This is a genomic window from Chryseosolibacter indicum, assembly GCF_018598585.1.
Classification (GTDB): domain Bacteria; phylum Bacteroidota; class Bacteroidia; order Cytophagales; family Cyclobacteriaceae; genus Chryseosolibacter; species Chryseosolibacter indicus.
The window spans coordinates 43,700-60,574 of record NZ_JAHESD010000009.1; the positions used below are offsets into that span (position 1 = coordinate 43,700).

A 16,875-nucleotide genomic window follows, 5' to 3' on the forward strand; every position below is an offset into this window, starting at 1 on the left:
GAAAGTAATGACTTCAATTTCAAGGGCAACGGAAAGAGACTGCAATTCAATTGTAGCTATTGGTAAATCATCGGTAGCAGAATCTCACAGGGGTAGTTGTTCAGAAGAAGAGATGCAAGCGTTTCTTGAGAGGAACTATAACAGTAATGCGATCAGGGAAGAACTTAGTGATATAAATAATATTTACCACATCATTCATTACAAAGATAATCCAGCCGGGTTTTCAAAAATTATCCTAAATGCTAAACATCCCAATATTGCTGAAGAAAACATAACAAAGCTGGACAGAATTTATTTACTGAAAGATTTTTATGGTTTGAAACTAGGTCTTGAGCTTTTGAACTTCAACATAGAACTGTCTAAAAACAATAACCAATCGGGTATGTGGCTGTATACCTGGGTAGGTAATAACAGAGCCATTGATTTTTATCTCAAAGCAGGGTTTACAAGCATAGGAAGCCACAAATTCTACGTCAACGAAACACACTTTGACTTGTGCCATCAAATGTTCCTTAAGTTTTCTTGAATTGAAAGCACAACAATAACTTACTTAATGAAGTTTCAGTCCTGCCAAAGTAAGCCTTACAGATTATTTAAAAGAAAATAAAAAAAGTTACCCTTCCTGACACACTGTTGTCACAAGCCTATTTCATTTTTGTATCAAACAATTATCTCACTTTAAAACAAAAAGGATAGGATTATGAATTTTGTTTCAACTAGAATCATTACTACAGACGTAAAAACGTTGGTAAGCTTTTATGAGCACGTAACCGGAATGTCAGCAATACAATACACTCCAGATTTTGCTGAATTAAAAACACCGTCAGCAACGCTTGCCATTGGAAGCACTAAAACTTTACAATTTTTTGGAGGTGACGAAGTTGCAAAAGCTGCTCAAAACCGCACTGCTATAATAGAATTCGTAGTCAAAGACGTAGACGCCGTCTATGAAAAACTAGTTAACTTTCTTCAAAGCCACATTATACAAAAACCAACAACCATGCCTTGGGGTAATAAATCCCTTCTGTTCCGTGACCCTGATGGCAACCTGATAAATTTATTTACCCCTGTTTCACCAGAAGCAATCAAAAGATTTGAAGGAAAAGTATAACAATTCTGAATGGCCTGTGAATTTCCTTAAATGTTAAAGTTATCCATCTACAATTCATACTTTTAATTATCTTTGTCACTAAGATATTTATGAGTTAAGATAAATGCCCAACGAAAACAGGATTGCTTTAAGAAAGGTTAGTCAGCGATATGCCTATACCGCATTACAAATGCATGAAAACATTGCACGCATGGCCGGTTTTGCCGGTACGGACCACAAGTATTTAGGCTTCTTTCTTCAAAAAGGTAATTTAACAGCAGGTGAACTTGCTGCTTTATCTGGATTAACAACGGGTGCTGTAACTGGTCTTATAGACAGGTTTGAGAAAAAGAAACTATTGAAAAGACAGTTCGACAAGAATGATCGACGGAAGGTAATCATTGTACCGGATTCTAAAAAGATCAAAGCACTCTTCGAACCTTTTTATAAAAAATTTCAGAATGAGACAGATAAGTTGATTTCAACTTTTACCGAGCAGGAAATAGAGATAATCCAATCCTATTTGTTAAAATCTATCGAACTAATGACAGCCACTAATGCAAGATTCAATGACAAACAATAAAGACCATAATGTACCAGCAACAACAGTACATACACCGTTCCAGCAAACCTATTTTCACGGCACAAAAGCTGATTTGAGAATAGGTGACCTCATTACGGTAGGCTTCAATTCAAACTATGGACAAAGAAAAAATGCCAGGTATATTTTCCTGTCAGCTACATTGGATGCTGCAGTTTGGGGTGCTGAACTTGCTTTTGGAGAAGGAAGAGAAAGAATATACTTAGTAGAACCTACAGGACCAATTGAAGACGACCCTGATTTAACAGACAGAAAATTCCCAGGCAATCCAACAAAATCCTATCGTTCAGCACATCCTTTTAAGATTGTTGGAGAAGTTACAATCTGGCAGGGACACCCTCCTGAACAGGTCAAAGCAATGAAAGACGGGTTAGCCAAACTTTTAGAACAAGGAATTAATTCTCTGAACGACCAGTAAGCACAACATTTCAAAAGAACTTATATTATACATCTAAATGACAGATAAAGTAAAACAAGCAGTTACGGATTTTGTAAAAGGAGGAGACAACAGTGATGTGATGCTCTTGGATAAAGTATTGCACAAGGATTTCCGAGTAACTAATAATGGGTTTATGGGCACTGCAGGCGTAACAATTATTGACAAGCAAAAATATTTGGCTAACATTAAAGAAGGAATCTTTGGAGGACTCCCAAGAAAGATAAATATTGAAAATATTGACGTGAATGAAACAATTGCAGTTGTTAAGCTACGCTTGGAGAGTTCAGAAAACCACTTTGTTTCTTATAACTCATTGGTTCTAGATACCGATAATGAATGGAGAATTATAAACAATTTAGCAGTTGTTGAAAGTAAGAAGTAACGTGAGAGCTTCCCTTTAAAAGCAAACAACTCCGAAATAATCAAGATGCCGTCCATTACAGACGGCATCTCTTATACTACTCAGAATAATTACAATAATCCACCACTAACCGTAATGCGTTCACCGGTTACCCAACCGGCATCATCAGACGCGAGGAATATCGCCACTTTTGCAATGTCCTCTGGTTGACCAATGCGACCCAATGGTGTAATTGCCAGCATTTGTCTTTCAAGTTCACTACCCCTGAATTCTTCCTGCGTCCCCTCTGTTTCTGTCATACCTGGGGCAATTGTATTTACTCGAATTTTCTTTGGGCCTAGTTCTTTTGCCAGCAACTTCGTCATGTTATCGACACCTGCTTTTGCTGCAGAGTAAACCAGTGTACCCGAATTTGGAACAGGGTTCGCGCTTACGGTAGAACTGATGTTGATGATGCTTCCTCCGCTGTCTCCGAATAATTTAACAGCTTGTTGAGTACATAACACATTTCCCAAAAAATGCGTGTTTACCTGTGTATGAAAGCTCTTCTCTGTTATTGCCTCTAATGATTCAATGATGAAAACGCCGGCATTATTAACTAAGATATGTAATTTTCCAAAAGCGTTTTTTGTCTCCTCGAAGAGTCTCTTTACATCTACCGATTTCGTAATATCCGCCTGTACTGCGATTGCAGTGCCGCCGTTTTTTATAATCTGATTTACAACATTATCCGCACCTTCTTTATTCGATGCGTAATTAACAACAACTTTTGCCCCTTCACTTGCAAATGCTTTTGCAAGGGCTGCACCAATACCTTTTGACGCACCGGTAACTACGGCTACTTTGTCTTTTAATTTTAAGTTCATTTTTATTTCTTTTAAATGAACTGCAATACTAATTTGCTTGTATACCAATAGGCAAGTACGTACCAATTGGTATCCTACGAACCAAAAAGTATGTAATGTTGGTCTTCAACAATTTAAAGTCCTATAAAAATGAAAAATAAATTAAAAACTTTACCATCAACACAAATGTGTGGGGTTGATTACGCTTTTAAACACATCGGAGGAAAATACAAAGCGCGCATCTTATGGCATTTAAATTCAACAAAGGTATTGCGTTACGGCGAATTAAGCAGAACACTTCCAGATATAACTACCAAAATGCTTACTCAAACACTACGCGAACTGGAAGACGACAATCTCATCATCCGAAAAGTATATCATGAAGTACCACCCAGAGTGGAATATTCACTAAGTGATACAGGAAAAGAGTTAATTCCTTTTATAAAGCATTTGCATAACTGGGGAAAGAAGCAATTGGAAAAAGAACAATCAGAAAACAAGTATAAAGGAACAATAATGTCGTGCGGAAAAACTCCTGCACGCCAATCATCAGCATTAGCGGTACATTAGTGATATTGACATTTATTCTCCTGACCTCTTGTATAAATACCCATAACAAAATGGAATATAACACTATTGCTGAAAGAATAATCTCTATGAGAGATGCAGACCTCAAACTTAGAGATCAGCTTATACAAAATGGAAAACTAGGAGAAGGGTATAACGAGGAAATGGAGAAACTGCATAACCAAAATGCAAAGGGATTAGAAGAGATCATAGATGAAATTGGTTACCCTACCATTGATAAAGTAGGGAAAGAGGCAAGTGAGGCAGCCTGGTTAATAATCCAACATTCAATAAGTCAACCAAACTTCATGAGAAAATGTGCTGAACTTTTAGCTAATGCAGTTAGTGAAAACAAAGTGGATCCAAGAAATTTAGCCTACCTTACGGACCGTATAGCTGTGCTGGAAGGAAAGCCACAATCTTACGGAACACAATTCGATTGGGATGCAAATGGAGAACTAAACCCAAAACCTTTTGATAACCTGCAGAAAGTAAATGAAAGACGTAAGGCTATCGGACTTAATACGCTTGAGGAACAAACAGAAATTATGAGAAGACAAGTAAAAGCGGAGAATCAATTACCCCCTCAGGATGTTGAAGAAAGAAAACACAAAGTAGACCAATGGAGAAAAGCTGTTGGCTGGATAAGATAATCTCTAAAAGCCGTATGTCGGCACCTTATCCAGAAGCGAGAGAAGCAGTTAGCTGGATGGTACTATAAAGCAAGTGGTGTAACTTTAGTACTATTTAACTTTTGAAGCGGCTTTCCTTGGTTATTACTGAATGTTCTTTCAATTTGAGTTTGCTTAATCCTCCATTTTACTCCCTCCTATTGCATATTATAGGGTAACTAATCTCTGGATATACGCTTCCTATCGAAGAAAAACTTGGTTCTCCTGATATTCCAGTTGGCTACAGCTAATTTCAATATCACTTGACGTTATAGGTCAGTGCATCACTCATCACCATTTAATTACTTATCCTAAACCATGAAGCCGGTTCTATATGTATTTATATTCATGACCCTATTAATTGCAGGTTGTGACAAAGACGAAGAGGTCCTAGCAACAATTGAGCAGCAAACTGCCGCTATAGAGAAGAAGAACACTGAAGGGTCTACGATAACCATCAATTCCGAATCATACGCATCTGGCAAGTTTCAAGAAATGCCCTACCGCATTTTACTTCCACGAAATTATGATGCAAGCAAAAAGTATCCTTTACTTCTATTACTACACGGCGTTGGAGAAAGAGGAACCGATAATAAACAACAGCTCTCGCTCGGCTCAAAACTTTTTCAGGCTGATACTATTAGAGAAAAGTATCCTGCATTTATTGTCTTTCCCCAATGTCCAGTTAGCAATTACTGGTTTGATAAGTCCATAACACAAACACTTAAGGGCTTATTGGATAGCCTTGTTGCAAAACATTCTATTGACAAGAATCAAATAAACATTGCTGGTTTCTCAATGGGAGCCTACGGCACGTTTGCAATGGTTGCGCAGTATCCCGGCACATTTAAATCTGCTGTTGCTGTTTCAGGAGATGGTGATGCAAACAAAGCTGCTTCCATGGCCAAAACAAAATGGCGCATCTTCGCAGGCAAGAAAGACGATGTTGTATCAAGTAGTAAAACTGAAAAGATGGCAAAAGCGCTCAAGGCTTCTGGCGCTTCAGTATCCTTTAAGTTGTATCCTGAAGCCAGTCATCAGAGGAGTTGGGCCAACGCTTCTGCTGAGCCTGATTTCTGCTCGTGGATATTTTCTACTTCTAAAAAATAGCAGGTCCCTTATTGAACATAAACTGTGATAAACAGTAGTAAATTAAAAAGCTACTTTATTTGGAAAGGCGAAATGTAATACCTTGTTAATAAAATAAGCTAAGCCGAACAATGACACGCTCGAAACCAACATTTAGAAATCCACAAGTAAATCTTTATGTAAGAGACGTACAAGCAGTCTCGCATTTCTATGTGCGCTTCTTTGGCTTCTCTGAAATTTTCAGAACTCCGTCAGAGGGCGAGCCTGTTCACATAGAACTTAAACTGGATAACTTCATCTTAGGTGTAGCCTCAATGGAAGCCGCGAAAAATATTCATAACATTCCTGCTTCATCGGGTCCTCCAAGGGCAGAGATAGCCCTTTGGACAGATAATGTAGACGTGATTTTTGATCTACTAATAAAAAATGAAGTTAGAGAAATAAGTAAGCCTCATAATTTTTTATCAAATCTTAGAGCTGCCTGGGTATATGATCCTGATGGCAATCCTGTGCAGATTGTTAGTAAAATTAAATAGAAAATTAGCCACGCATTTATTGGCGGCTAATTCCTACCAAGAAAAGTATCGGTAACTTCAGCTATTACACCTTTACATTCAACTCGAGCATTAATCCAAGATGGTCTGAAAGTCTTGCATTGCTATTCTGAGGATGAGAAATGATTTCTACCTTATTCAATTCTTTTGCAAGTTCTGATGAAATCCAGAAGTAATCGATGCGGATCGATGGTTTATCGGATTCGAAAGTAAATCCCTCCTTATCTCCATTTGCCTGTTGCCATGCATCTATCATACCTGCCTGTTTGAAGGGCACAAAGGCCGTGCTGTCAGATAATGTATTTAAATCTCCTGCTAACAAAGAAGGAGCGTTATCTTTTTGCATAAACTGTAATGCTTCCTCAACATTTTTAGTAGCCTGTTCATGTACCCATGAAAAGTGTGCGTTATAAAAGTTAAAAGTTCCGTTAGGTCTCTTAAACGTAGCCTTCAACAGCGCTCTCTTATTTGTATCATCAAAGCCTTGTAACAGGCTTAAGTTCTGAAAGCTTTTATCAAGCATATGAAACTTTGAGATAATCGCACTGCCCTGTTGCAAACCTTCAGATGTTGTTTGAGCCTCTTGAAAATAGTGTGACTGAAAACCGCTCAGCTCTTCACATATCTGAAATGCCTGGTCTTTTCCATCATACAATTTTGCATCTTTTGCTACCGCCTGGAAAGCGACAATATGCGGATCAGTTTTTTGAAGTTGATCAATGATAAGTTTTTTTCTGGTTTCCCAGGGGCCGTGTTTATCCACGTAGTAGTTTAGGTTCAAAGTAACGATTCGGAGCATTTCGGTAAGTTTAAATCAGGTAGCGATTTTAAAAATTCTGTGCCTCTTGTGCATTACCAGGTCCTCCTCTAAAGAGAACACATTTCTTCGACGTGGCATCTAAAAAATGCAATTAGTTCCCCATTTGCTATCCTTTTTATTCTGAACAAATCCTTTTACAGGCGGCATTACTTTTTTACGCTTCTATTCACCTGTTTTTATTCCCATTCCAAAAACTACGATGAATTATCCGGGGTACGTAAAAGATGTGAAGAAGATTGCTGTCCTGAGAGCTAACGCCCTCGGTGATTTCGTTGTAACACTTCCCGCGCTTCATGCACTTCGCGCAACTTACCCATATGCGGAAATCGTCCTCCTCGGAAAACCATGGCATCAGGAGTTCCTTGTTAGAGGCAGAACACCAATAGATAGGGTAATCATTGTACCTGTAAAAAAGGGAATCCGAAACGAGGAAGATCGCGCTGAAGATACGAATGATGTAAAAGCCTTCTTTGAGAGGATGCGTAAAGAGCAGTTCGACATAGCCATTAGCTTTCAGGGATATGGTATTTCTGCTAACCCCTTTCTTAAACAATTGGGAGCAAAGCTCACGGTAGGCTCATGGACAAAGGAAGCAGAGCGGGTTGATCGTTTTATCCAATACTACTACTATCAGCCGGAAGTACTGCGATATCTCGAAATTGTAAAACTGATTGGCGCTGTTACACATGAAACAGAGCCACGACTCTCTGTGCTTGAGTCTGACAAAAATGAGATACGGGAGATTATGAGCTATCTGGGAGGTAAGCCTTATGTGCTCATCAACCCTGTAGCAAATGATAACAGAAGGATGTGGCCCTGGGAAAACTATATCAGGCTGGCCGATTCGCTCCGTCAGGATGGTATTGAAGTACTATTTACAGGATCTGAAGCCGACCGCATGATAGCAGATACAATCATCAATGGCATGCAGCACCAAGCCATTAATGCCTGCGGCGTAAGCATAGGAGGTCTCGCTGCGCTCGCCTCTTCAGCTTCACTGATGGTATCGCCTGACACAGGGCCCCTACATGTAGCGCAAGCTGTACAGTGTCCCACGGTAGGAATATACTGGGCTCCTAATGCTATTAACTGGGCACCTCTTAACCGAAGAATTCACAGGCCTGTGATTAGCTGGAAAATGGAATGCCCTTATTGTGGTATCATTCCTAATGATCCTTATCCCTTTGAGCCATCATCTACAACGTGCAGGCATGAGATATCATTCGTGAGAGATATAACTGTTGATCAAGTTTACAGGGCAGCGGAAGAATTGTTACAAACATCGATGGATAAAAAAGTGAGGCAGAAGGAATTTGTATATCATTAATGAAACAACAACATGACTGAGAGAAGTAATCTGAGAGTTTTAACATGGCACATACACGGTAGTTATTTATATTACCTTACACAAACCCCCTGTACGTTTTATCTTCCTCACAAAAACAGTAAGGAAGAAGGATATGGGGCAAGAACACCGAGCTTTCCATGGGGTGATAATGTGATAAGCGTGCCTGCTGAGGAAGTAAAGAATCTTGAATTTGATGTTATACTCTTCCAATCAAAAAAGAACTATACGCACGACCAGTATGAAATTTTAAGTGATAAGCAACGTGCTCTTCCTAAGATATATCTCGAGCATGATCCTCCACGTGAGGTACCAACAGACACCAAACATGTGGTAGACGATCCAAATACCTTACTTGCTCACGTTACACACTTCAACAGACTAATGTGGGATAATAATAGTTCTCCGACAACAGTGATTGAGCATGGCGTGGTTGACCCCGGGTATTTATATAAAGGTACACTTGATAAAGGTATCGTGGTTATCAACGGTATCGTTAAGCGAGGAAGACGTCTCGGATTAGACGTATTTAAAAAAGTAAGAGAAGAAATTCCGTTGGACATTGTAGGAATGGGTTCAGAAGAAGTTGGAGGACTAGGGGATATTAACAACAGGAAGCTTCCCGAACTAATTTCTCAATACAGGTTTTTCTTTAATCCAATCCGTTATACCAGTCTCGGGCTTTCCGTTTGTGAAGCGATGATGGCTGGCCTGCCCATTGTCGGATTGGCTACAACCGAGATGTCTATAACAGTAACCAATGGCCAATCGGGGTATATATCAACTGATGTTGATTTTCTTATCGAGAAGATGAAGATGTTGCTTAATAATCCTGACAAGGCACAAACACTTTCGCAGGGTGCAAGAGAAACAGCACTCCAGAAATTCAACATGAAGCGTTTTACTAATGACTGGCTTAAGATTTTCCACCAGGTAGTTAACAAAACGTATGTAAACAATAACATAACAGAAAGTATTTACAGCGAATCTGAACCATAAATAAATTATGAAACAATTAAATACAATTGAAGGAAAAGTAATACTCGTAACAGGAGCTGCCCGGGGCCTAGGCGCAGCTATATGTCGCATTTTGTCTGAAGATGGCGCTATTATGATTGCCACAGACGTAAATGCATCTTTGCTGGAAAAGACTGTTAACGAAATTACTTCTCAGGGCAAGAAGGCTTATGGCTATACTTTAAACGTTACTGATGAAAATAATGTAGAGGAAACAGTTAAGAAGATAGTGAACGACCACGGCAAAATTGATGTAATTGTTAACAATGCCGGTGTTGACTATACAAAATCAATTGAAGAGTTATCGTATAAAGAATGGAGGCAGGTAATAGATGTTAACCTTACAGGACCATTCATTGTAACCAAAGCTGTTTATCCGTACATGAAGAAAAATGGTAGTGGCCATATTATTAACATAACTTCGACGGCTTCAAAAAGAGCGTGGCCAAATGCTTCCGCATATCATGCAAGTAAGTGGGGTCTTTCAGGCTTCAGCCATGCTATTCACTCAGAAGCGAGAAAAGATAAAATTAAAGTAACAGCACTTGTTGCCGGTGGTATGCAAACTCCGTTCTTATTAGATCGCTTCCCTGACATTGATCTGAACCTGCTGCAGAACCCCGAAAACGTAGCTGAATCAATACGTTATGTATTAACTCAACCAAACGGCAGCGTAATTCCAGAGCTTATGGTTATACCAATGACAGAAACATCATGGCCTTAATCGGCTAGAGAATTAATTGCTCAATTTCTAGCATCAGGCCTGTAATAATCTTCGGATTGTTACAGGCCTGATTTTTTCTATACACCTCTGTCCATATAAGACTACTTACTAAACGATATGAAATCTATTCATATACTTATACCTACTTATAAAAGATTAAAAGCACTAGCAGTAACGTTAACCAGCTTGTGTTATCAAAAAGAAAACGATTTCGATATTATTGTGTCAGATCAATCCCCTGATGACGAAATCTATAAAGACAATTCGGTACAAACAGCAATTAGGCTTTTAGAACTGAGAGGAGTAAAAACAAGCATTCTTAAAAATCTACCTCCTCGCGGCATGGCACAGCAACGGCAATTTTTACTTGATCAATCCGCTGCACCTTATGTTCTCTTTCTCGATGACGACTTAATTCTTGAACCTTATGTAGTACAGGTAATGAAAGAGACAATAGAAAGAGAAGGCTGCGGATTTGTAGGCTCTGCCGTGATTGGATTAAGTTATCTCAATGTAGTTCGTCCGCACGAACAACACATTGAACTTTGGGATAAAGTTCAACCGGAAGATGTTCTGCCGGGCACTAGTGAATGGCAACGCTACAAATTACATAATGCTGCTAATGTATATCACGTACAACAAAATTTAAAAGCTGATCCGTCCACACCAATCAGCTACAAGGTAGCCTGGGTTGGAGGTTGTGTTATGTACGATGCGCAAAAGCTTGCTGATGTAGGTGGATTTAATTTCTGGGAGAAACTTCCGGAACGTCACTGTGGTGAAGATGTCCTTGCTCAATTAAGGGTAATGAAGAAACATGGTGGATGTGGTATACTGCCTACAGGGGTATACCACCAGGAATTGGAGACTACCGTTCCTGACAGAACAATAAATGCTCCTGAAGTCCTTGCTATTTAAGCAAGACGAAAAATAGGTAGCAAAAGAGAGTGATACGAGACATAGCTTGCCATTTACTAAATGGCAACAACTACTCTTTTATCTCTCACTTTACATACATGTATTTACCTCCCTTATATAACAAGTTTCTTTATTTACTTCGATTTACACATTACCAGTTGTTCTTGATACATCCATCTTGATAAAATACGTCCTGGCGCGCAGCAAGACTGTTGACAATTTTAGAAAGAACAATTCTTATTCAACGATGTTACTAAACATATAAAGAAATAAGTAATACACCTGAATGGAATGATAATTTCAGTAAGGGTGATTCTTTACATGGTTATAGCAATTACAATTGGACATAGTAAAACTGCAAGGCAACAATAAATCATTAGAAACAAAATAAGGAAATGTATGAAAGCAACTTTCGAAAAAACTTTTACGATCGGCAATGATCTTACTGTAAACAGAATGGGTTATGGCGCAATGCGTATAACCGGCGATGGTATCTGGGGTCCTCCAAAAGATCGCGAGGAAGCAATAAGAGTCTTAAAGCGAGCAGTAGAACTAGGTATTAACTTTATTGATACTGCAGATAGCTATGGTCCGCATATATCAGAAGAGCTGATAGCTGAAGCGTTACACCCTTACACGAAGGGTCTTATAATTGCTACCAAAGGAGGCCTTACACGTACAGGTCCTAACCAGTGGCCAATTAACTCACATCCTGATCATCTTACCAAGGCATTAGAAGGAAGTCTTAAACGTTTAAAGCTTGACAAAATAGATTTGTATCAACTGCACCGGGTAGATCCAAAGGTGCCGTTTGAAGACACAATGAACTTTTTAAAACAGGCTCAGCAAAATGGACTAATAAAACACATTGGCCTTTCTGAAGTAAGTGTTGAAGAAGTTAAAAAGGCACAGGACTTCGTAGAAATTGTATCGGTTCAAAACATGTATAGTGTAGATAACAGAAAGTGGGAATCAGTACTTGAATATTGTGAGGATAACAACATGGCCTTCATACCATGGTACCCACTCAATGCAGGTAACGTAAAAGCACTAGAGAAACTTGGAAAAATAGCGCAGAAGCATAATGCAACTGCCCATCAGGTGGCCTTAAGCTGGCTATTACATCACTCTCCCAATATCCTATTGATTCCGGGCACATCCAGCGTAAAGCATCTTGAAGAGAATTTTAAAGCAAAAGACATTTCCCTCTCTGAGGAGGATATTGTAGAACTTGAAGAATTACAAACCACTGAAATAACAAAATAGTTATGGTAGCAAGCGAAGTTAGAAACGATGTGGCCCTATACGACAACCTGAACAAACAGTTTATCGATGGTCAATGGATAGATGGGAGCGAAGATGATCAACTGGAAGTGCATAATCCTTTTGATAACTCAGTGATAGCTACTTTTAAAAGCGTAGGCAAAAAAGATGTAGATAACGCTTTTCAGGTAGCCAAAGAAAGGCAAAGAAAATGGGCCGACGAACTACCTACAACAAAGCGTGATATACTGATAAAGGCAGCACAAATTCTGATGCAAAGGAAAGATGAAGCCGTAGACTGGCTCATCAAAGAAGTAGGAAGCACTTATGTAAAAGCTAATGTTGAAGTAACACAAACATACAACATGCTACTCGAAGCTTCCTCCTATCCTACCCGATTGAACGGCTTAATTATCCCTTCTCTAACACCAGGAAAAGAAAGCTATGTATTTCGTAAGCCCTTAGGTGTAATAGCGGTAATAAGCCCATGGAATTTTCCGATGTATCTTTCCATGCGTTCCATTGCACCAGCGATCGCCTGTGGCAACACGGTTGTAGTAAAACCAGCTTCTCAATCACCGGTAACCGGAGGTACATTTATGGCGAAAGTATTGGAGGAAGCAGGGCTACCCCCGGGTGTATTAAATATTGTTACAGGTAGATCGAGCGTTATCGGAGACTATTTTACAGGTCACCCTGTTTCTAAACTCGTCTCCTTTACAGGTTCAACGCCTGTGGGCAAAAATATAGGGAAGATTGGTGGAGAAGGCCTTAAGAAATTAGCGCTTGAACTTGGTGGAAACAATCCATTTATCATTCTTGATGACGCCAATGTAGATCTTGCTGTCAAAGCAGCAATCTTTGGAAGATTTATGCACCAGGCTGAAATATGCATGTCTACCAACCGCATTCTTATTCATAAAAATATATTTGAAGAATTTAAGGAGAAGTTTATTGCCAAGGCATCGTCACTCAAGTATGGTGATCCAAGAAATGAAGACATTGCCATAGGACCGCTCATTGACAACAAAGCAGTGAAACGCGTGCTTGATCTTATTGACCGTTCTGTGAAAGCAGGAGCTAAATTGGAAATTGGAGGAAAGGCACAAGGTAATGTACTCCAGCCAACAATTCTTTCTAACGTAACGAAAGACACACCAATCTTCAAGGAAGAAGTATTTGGCCCTGCTGTAGGATTGATATCTTTCAGCAACGACGATGAGGCTATTGAACTTGCCAACGCAACAGAATTTGGACTGAGCGGTGCACTGCATACAACAAATCTTCAACGCGGAATAAGGGTAGCGCGTGAAGTAGAAACAGGAATGATCCATATTAATGACCAATCAGTAAACGACGAACCAAACACACCGTTTGGAGGTGAAAAACAATCAGGTGTTGGACGTTTCGGCAATGATTTCATCATAGAAGAAATGACCACCGTTCAATGGGTAAGTGTTCAAATGACACCGCGAAACTACCCGATCTAACGGAAAGAATTCAATTATGGAAAGCAGTAAGAGCGAGATTCTATTCTCACTTCTTACTGCTTTTTTGTATCATTGTTTTCTAAGCATCACCATGGACACGTTATTCCCTATAAATCCCGTTACACCTGAAGGTTTTTCATACATACCTGAGTTTTTATCAATGGCAGAAGAAGAAAAACTTCTTCATGAAATAAAGGAAGTACAGTTACACACCTTTCAGTTCCAAGGGTATGAAGCAAAAAGAAAGGTAAAGAGCTTTGGCTACGATTATAACTTCAATCAAAGGTCTATTACCAAGGGAGAACCTATTCCAGAGGGATTTGACTTCCTCCTACAAAAAATATCCGACAAGTTAAATATCGACAAAGAACGTTTTGCTGAACTCCTGGTCACAGAATATCCAGTAGGTTCAGTAATTAACTGGCACCGTGATGCACCACCTTTTGAACTCATTGCAGGTATTTCGCTTTCATCAGACTGCACTTTTCGCCTACGTCCTTATGACAAAGAAAAGCAAGGAAGAAAATCAATTATCTCACTTCCTGTAAAGAGGCGCTCTTTATACGTTATTGATGGGGCATCACGGAGTGAGTGGGAGCACAGTATTACCCCCGTTAAAGCCGTTCGATATTCAATTACCCTTCGTACGTTAAGAAATGATGCACAGCATTGATAAGAATAAGGTATTCTTAAACAACATCTACTTAGAGGGCATAGAATTATAGCATGAAGCCTTAGAATCTTAATCTATAATCTATGAAAATATTGGGACAACTCCTTATCGCTTTAGTTGGTGGCATAGTCGCCATCTTTCTCTATAAGAGTTTTGAAAAAGACGATACGTCTGCATCAAACACTATCGTTAATCCATTAGCAAAGCGCACATCATATACTGGTTCATCCGCAGCAGACTCGATCAACAATGTGTTTAGCGTTGGTTTTGGAGAAGCTGCAGAAACAACACTAAAGCAAGTAGTGCATATTCGCTCTCGCATTGCAGCCCGAGCACAGCGAAATCCATTTTACGACTTTTTCGGCGACGAATTCTGGCAGCAACAGTATAAAAATCGTGAATGGCAGGAAGAGCAGTTACAGGAAGCTTCTGGCTCAGGTGTTATTGTATCTAACGATGGATATATCGTCACCAACAATCACGTTATTGATAATGCGCAGGAAGTAATTGTCTCACTTTCCAGTGGTCGAGATTACAAAGCAAAAGTTGTGGGTGCTGATCCTTCAACAGACCTTGCTGTTTTGAAAATTGATGAAAGTAATTTACCGGTAGCAAAGCTGGCCAACTCGGATGAAGTAAGAGTTGGTGATTGGGTGCTAGCTGTAGGAAATCCATTTAACCTGGCCTCTACTGTAACAGCAGGCATAGTAAGTGCAAAAGCACGTAACATTCATATTTTAAGTGACAACTCTGCAATAGAGTCGTTCATACAAACTGATGCTGCAGTTAACCCAGGCAATAGTGGCGGCGCACTCGTAAACCTAAGAGGAGAACTTGTTGGCATTAATACTGCCATTGCCACGCCTACCGGAACATTTGCCGGCTATGCCTTCGCTGTTCCCAGCAACATCGTAAAGCGCGTAATGGACGATCTCATCAAACATGGAGAGGTACAACGAGGATACCTAGGTGTTGTGATACAAGATTTAAACGGACAACTTGCTAAAGAAATGGGACTTGATATCTCTCAAGGTGTTGTAGTAGCAAACCTGGCACGCAACGGAGCCGCGCAGAAAGCAGGTATCAAAATAAAAGATGTAATTTCAGAAATTAACGGAACAGCAATACAAAGTACACCCCAGCTTATGGAGATCGTTGCAAGCCACAAACCCGGTGATGTATTGAATGTGACTGTACAAAGAGAAGGAAAGAAAAAAGAAGTTTCTGTAAAGCTACAAGAAGCAAAAGAGCTGGTGAATTCATAATCACCAGCTCCTCGTTTTCCTATTCACTTAAATCAATACTATTTTATAAATATTTAAAGTCGAAATCAGGGGACATGTTCTGAACTACCTCGTAAAGTAACTTTACCGTATTTCTTATATCACTTTTTGCTGTTGTCTCAACTGTCGTATGCATGTAGCGCAGCGGTAATGAAATCAAAGCAGATGGAATACCAGCTTTCGTATATGCAAATGCATCTGCATCCGTACCACTTTTCTTAGCAGAAACTGAAAGTTGAAAAGGGATATTATTTTCACGAGCCGTATTTACAATATATTCCCGAAGCTTATTATGAATTGGCGGCGCCTTTTTGATTACAGGGCCCCTGCCCAGTGCTATGTCTCCCTGCTTTAGTTCACTTACCAATGGCGTATGTGTTGCATGTGTAACATCCGTTACAATAGCAACATCTGGTTGTATTCTGTTAGACATCATACTCGCTCCGCGCAAGCCAACTTCCTCCTGTACAGCATTGACGATGTAAAGCGTGTAAGGTAACTTCACGTCGTTTTCGCGCAAAAGTTTAGCAACATTTGCTATCATATATCCACCCATCTTATTATCCTGCCCGCGACCCACAAAGAATCTTTTATTTAAAACGGATAAACCGGATTCATAGGTAATACAATCGCCTATTTGTATGCCTAGCTCTTCTACCTCCTTTTTACTTCTACATCCGCAGTCAACGAAAATATTATCAGGGGTGGGTTGTTTTGAAGATGAACGGGTATGAATAGCAGGCCATCCAAAAATTCCTTTAACAGTACCCGTTTCCGTGCGAATGATCACGCGTTGCGATGGTGCAATACCCGGGTCTATGCCTCCATTCTTTTCAACGTGAAGAAATCCATCTTTGGTAATAAAATGAACATACCAGGCAATCTCATCTGCATGTGCTTCTATTACCACCTTAAATTTTTGACCCGGATTTATTACTGCAGCAACGTTGCCATAAGCATCAGTAAAGTAATCATCAATATAAGGTGTAATGTAGTCAAGCCATATTTTCTGGCCGCTCACTTCATTTCCTGATGGGGAAGAATTCTTAATGTACTGTTTAAGCCATGTTATATCTTCTTTCGAAATTTTAAATGCTGTCTCTGTTGTTATCATAACTTCTTTTT

At 39.6% G+C, this 16,875-nt stretch carries 20 protein-coding genes; 17 read left to right on the forward strand and 3 right to left on the reverse strand.

Going from position 1 to position 16,875, the window contains the following annotated elements; all coding sequences use genetic code 11:
• The first annotated feature begins 7 nt into the window (after positions 1-7).
• The 5 genes from KK060_RS06125 to KK060_RS06145 all read left to right on the forward strand — a co-directional run bounded on the left by KK060_RS06125 (position 8) and on the right by KK060_RS06145 (position 2,512).
• Complete coding sequence (locus KK060_RS06125; RefSeq protein ID WP_254152819.1) at positions 8-526, forward strand: GNAT family N-acetyltransferase; 519 nt, start codon at positions 8-10, stop codon at positions 524-526.
• 174 nt (positions 527-700) lie between these two features.
• Positions 701-1,111, forward strand: coding sequence for a VOC family protein (locus KK060_RS06130; protein WP_254152820.1), 411 nt, complete (start codon positions 701-703; stop codon positions 1,109-1,111).
• A 103-nt stretch (positions 1,112-1,214) separates the two neighbouring features.
• Positions 1,215-1,673 (forward strand): MarR family winged helix-turn-helix transcriptional regulator, encoded by a 459-nt coding sequence (locus KK060_RS06135; RefSeq protein ID WP_254152821.1) that lies wholly within the window; start codon positions 1,215-1,217, stop codon positions 1,671-1,673.
• Positions 1,660-2,109, forward strand: a complete 450-nt coding sequence (gene arr / locus KK060_RS06140; RefSeq protein WP_254152822.1) for an NAD(+)--rifampin ADP-ribosyltransferase — start codon at positions 1,660-1,662, stop codon at positions 2,107-2,109. The genes KK060_RS06135 and arr overlap by 14 nt, the downstream gene beginning before the upstream one ends.
• A 37-nt stretch (positions 2,110-2,146) precedes the next feature.
• A complete protein-coding gene (locus KK060_RS06145; protein ID WP_254152823.1) occupies positions 2,147-2,512 on the forward strand; it encodes a nuclear transport factor 2 family protein in 366 nt (121 codons plus the stop codon).
• An 89-nt stretch (positions 2,513-2,601) separates the two neighbouring features.
• Here KK060_RS06145 and KK060_RS06150 read toward each other — a convergent pair whose 3' ends face one another.
• Positions 2,602-3,357 carry an SDR family NAD(P)-dependent oxidoreductase gene (locus KK060_RS06150; RefSeq protein ID WP_254152824.1) on the reverse strand — a complete coding sequence of 252 codons (756 nt, stop codon included), beginning with the start codon at positions 3,355-3,357 and terminating at the stop codon, positions 2,602-2,604.
• A 129-nt stretch (positions 3,358-3,486) separates the two neighbouring features.
• On the opposite strand from KK060_RS06150, the gene KK060_RS06155 reads away from it, so the two are divergent.
• The 4 genes from KK060_RS06155 (at position 3,487) to KK060_RS06170 (ending at position 6,199) form a co-directional block, all read left to right on the forward strand.
• Complete coding sequence (locus KK060_RS06155; RefSeq protein ID WP_254152825.1) at positions 3,487-3,906, forward strand: winged helix-turn-helix transcriptional regulator; 420 nt, start codon at positions 3,487-3,489, stop codon at positions 3,904-3,906.
• A gap of 50 nt (positions 3,907-3,956) precedes the next feature.
• Positions 3,957-4,556 carry a DUF6624 domain-containing protein gene (locus tag KK060_RS06160; RefSeq protein ID WP_254152826.1) on the forward strand — a complete coding sequence of 200 codons (600 nt, stop codon included), beginning with the start codon at positions 3,957-3,959 and terminating at the stop codon, positions 4,554-4,556.
• A gap of 336 nt (positions 4,557-4,892) precedes the next feature.
• Positions 4,893-5,684: a carboxylesterase family protein gene (locus KK060_RS06165; RefSeq protein ID WP_254152827.1), complete on the forward strand. Its 792-nt coding sequence runs from the start codon at positions 4,893-4,895 to the stop codon at positions 5,682-5,684.
• 110 nt (positions 5,685-5,794) lie between these two features.
• Complete coding sequence (locus tag KK060_RS06170; protein ID WP_254152828.1) at positions 5,795-6,199, forward strand: VOC family protein; 405 nt, start codon at positions 5,795-5,797, stop codon at positions 6,197-6,199.
• 64 nt (positions 6,200-6,263) lie between these two features.
• On the opposite strand, the gene KK060_RS06175 is transcribed toward KK060_RS06170, so the two are convergent.
• Positions 6,264-7,016: an endonuclease/exonuclease/phosphatase family protein gene (locus KK060_RS06175; RefSeq protein WP_254152829.1), complete on the reverse strand. Its 753-nt coding sequence runs from the start codon at positions 7,014-7,016 to the stop codon at positions 6,264-6,266.
• A gap of 220 nt (positions 7,017-7,236) precedes the next feature.
• Between KK060_RS06175 and KK060_RS06180 the strand changes: the two genes are divergently transcribed.
• The 8 genes from KK060_RS06180 (at position 7,237) to KK060_RS06215 (ending at position 15,732) form a co-directional block, all read left to right on the forward strand.
• Entirely contained in the window at positions 7,237-8,364 is a 1,128-nt protein-coding gene (locus tag KK060_RS06180) for a glycosyltransferase family 9 protein (RefSeq protein WP_254152830.1), read from the forward strand.
• Positions 8,365-8,376: 12 nt separating this feature from the next.
• Entirely contained in the window at positions 8,377-9,381 is a 1,005-nt protein-coding gene (locus tag KK060_RS06185) for a glycosyltransferase family 4 protein (RefSeq protein WP_254152831.1), read from the forward strand.
• Between the two features lie 7 nt (positions 9,382-9,388).
• Positions 9,389-10,123 (forward strand): SDR family oxidoreductase, encoded by a 735-nt coding sequence (locus KK060_RS06190; protein ID WP_254152832.1) that lies wholly within the window; start codon positions 9,389-9,391, stop codon positions 10,121-10,123.
• Positions 10,124-10,240: 117 nt separating this feature from the next.
• Complete coding sequence (locus tag KK060_RS06195) at positions 10,241-11,041, forward strand: glycosyltransferase family 2 protein (protein ID WP_254152833.1); 801 nt, start codon at positions 10,241-10,243, stop codon at positions 11,039-11,041.
• A gap of 399 nt (positions 11,042-11,440) precedes the next feature.
• Positions 11,441-12,307: an aldo/keto reductase gene (locus KK060_RS06200; protein ID WP_254152834.1), complete on the forward strand. Its 867-nt coding sequence runs from the start codon at positions 11,441-11,443 to the stop codon at positions 12,305-12,307.
• Positions 12,308-12,309: 2 nt separating this feature from the next.
• Entirely contained in the window at positions 12,310-13,794 is a 1,485-nt protein-coding gene (locus KK060_RS06205) for an aldehyde dehydrogenase family protein (RefSeq protein ID WP_254152835.1), read from the forward strand.
• A 16-nt stretch (positions 13,795-13,810) separates the two neighbouring features.
• Positions 13,811-14,467: an alpha-ketoglutarate-dependent dioxygenase AlkB gene (locus KK060_RS06210; protein ID WP_254152836.1), complete on the forward strand. Its 657-nt coding sequence runs from the start codon at positions 13,811-13,813 to the stop codon at positions 14,465-14,467.
• An 83-nt stretch (positions 14,468-14,550) separates the two neighbouring features.
• Positions 14,551-15,732 carry a S1C family serine protease gene (locus KK060_RS06215; RefSeq protein WP_254152837.1) on the forward strand — a complete coding sequence of 394 codons (1,182 nt, stop codon included), beginning with the start codon at positions 14,551-14,553 and terminating at the stop codon, positions 15,730-15,732.
• A gap of 43 nt (positions 15,733-15,775) precedes the next feature.
• On the opposite strand, the gene KK060_RS06220 is transcribed toward KK060_RS06215, so the two are convergent.
• A complete protein-coding gene (locus KK060_RS06220; protein WP_254152838.1) occupies positions 15,776-16,864 on the reverse strand; it encodes a M20/M25/M40 family metallo-hydrolase in 1,089 nt (362 codons plus the stop codon).
• Positions 16,865-16,875: the final 11 nt, after the last annotated feature.

Excerpts from the sequence above, each read along its gene's own strand:
- KK060_RS06125 (WP_254152819.1), top strand. The coding sequence starts at position 8 with ATGACTTCAATTTCAAGGGCAACGGAAAGAGACTGCAATTCAATTGTA.
- KK060_RS06130 (WP_254152820.1), top strand. The coding sequence starts at position 701 with ATGAATTTTGTTTCAACTAGAATCATTACTACAGACGTAAAAACGTTG.
- KK060_RS06135 (WP_254152821.1), top strand. The coding sequence starts at position 1,215 with ATGCCCAACGAAAACAGGATTGCTTTAAGAAAGGTTAGTCAGCGATAT.
- arr (WP_254152822.1), top strand. The coding sequence starts at position 1,660 with ATGACAAACAATAAAGACCATAATGTACCAGCAACAACAGTACATACA.
- KK060_RS06145 (WP_254152823.1), top strand. The coding sequence starts at position 2,147 with ATGACAGATAAAGTAAAACAAGCAGTTACGGATTTTGTAAAAGGAGGA.
- KK060_RS06150 (WP_254152824.1), bottom strand. The coding sequence starts at position 3,357 with ATGAACTTAAAATTAAAAGACAAAGTAGCCGTAGTTACCGGTGCGTCA.
- KK060_RS06155 (WP_254152825.1), top strand. The coding sequence starts at position 3,487 with ATGAAAAATAAATTAAAAACTTTACCATCAACACAAATGTGTGGGGTT.
- KK060_RS06160 (WP_254152826.1), top strand. The coding sequence starts at position 3,957 with ATGGAATATAACACTATTGCTGAAAGAATAATCTCTATGAGAGATGCA.
- KK060_RS06165 (WP_254152827.1), top strand. The coding sequence starts at position 4,893 with ATGAAGCCGGTTCTATATGTATTTATATTCATGACCCTATTAATTGCA.
- KK060_RS06170 (WP_254152828.1), top strand. The coding sequence starts at position 5,795 with ATGACACGCTCGAAACCAACATTTAGAAATCCACAAGTAAATCTTTAT.
- KK060_RS06175 (WP_254152829.1), bottom strand. The coding sequence starts at position 7,016 with ATGCTCCGAATCGTTACTTTGAACCTAAACTACTACGTGGATAAACAC.
- KK060_RS06180 (WP_254152830.1), top strand. The coding sequence starts at position 7,237 with ATGAATTATCCGGGGTACGTAAAAGATGTGAAGAAGATTGCTGTCCTG.
- KK060_RS06185 (WP_254152831.1), top strand. The coding sequence starts at position 8,377 with ATGACTGAGAGAAGTAATCTGAGAGTTTTAACATGGCACATACACGGT.
- KK060_RS06190 (WP_254152832.1), top strand. The coding sequence starts at position 9,389 with ATGAAACAATTAAATACAATTGAAGGAAAAGTAATACTCGTAACAGGA.
- KK060_RS06195 (WP_254152833.1), top strand. The coding sequence starts at position 10,241 with ATGAAATCTATTCATATACTTATACCTACTTATAAAAGATTAAAAGCA.
- KK060_RS06200 (WP_254152834.1), top strand. The coding sequence starts at position 11,441 with ATGAAAGCAACTTTCGAAAAAACTTTTACGATCGGCAATGATCTTACT.
- KK060_RS06205 (WP_254152835.1), top strand. The coding sequence starts at position 12,310 with ATGGTAGCAAGCGAAGTTAGAAACGATGTGGCCCTATACGACAACCTG.
- KK060_RS06210 (WP_254152836.1), top strand. The coding sequence starts at position 13,811 with ATGGAAAGCAGTAAGAGCGAGATTCTATTCTCACTTCTTACTGCTTTT.
- KK060_RS06215 (WP_254152837.1), top strand. The coding sequence starts at position 14,551 with ATGAAAATATTGGGACAACTCCTTATCGCTTTAGTTGGTGGCATAGTC.
- KK060_RS06220 (WP_254152838.1), bottom strand. The coding sequence starts at position 16,864 with ATGATAACAACAGAGACAGCATTTAAAATTTCGAAAGAAGATATAACA.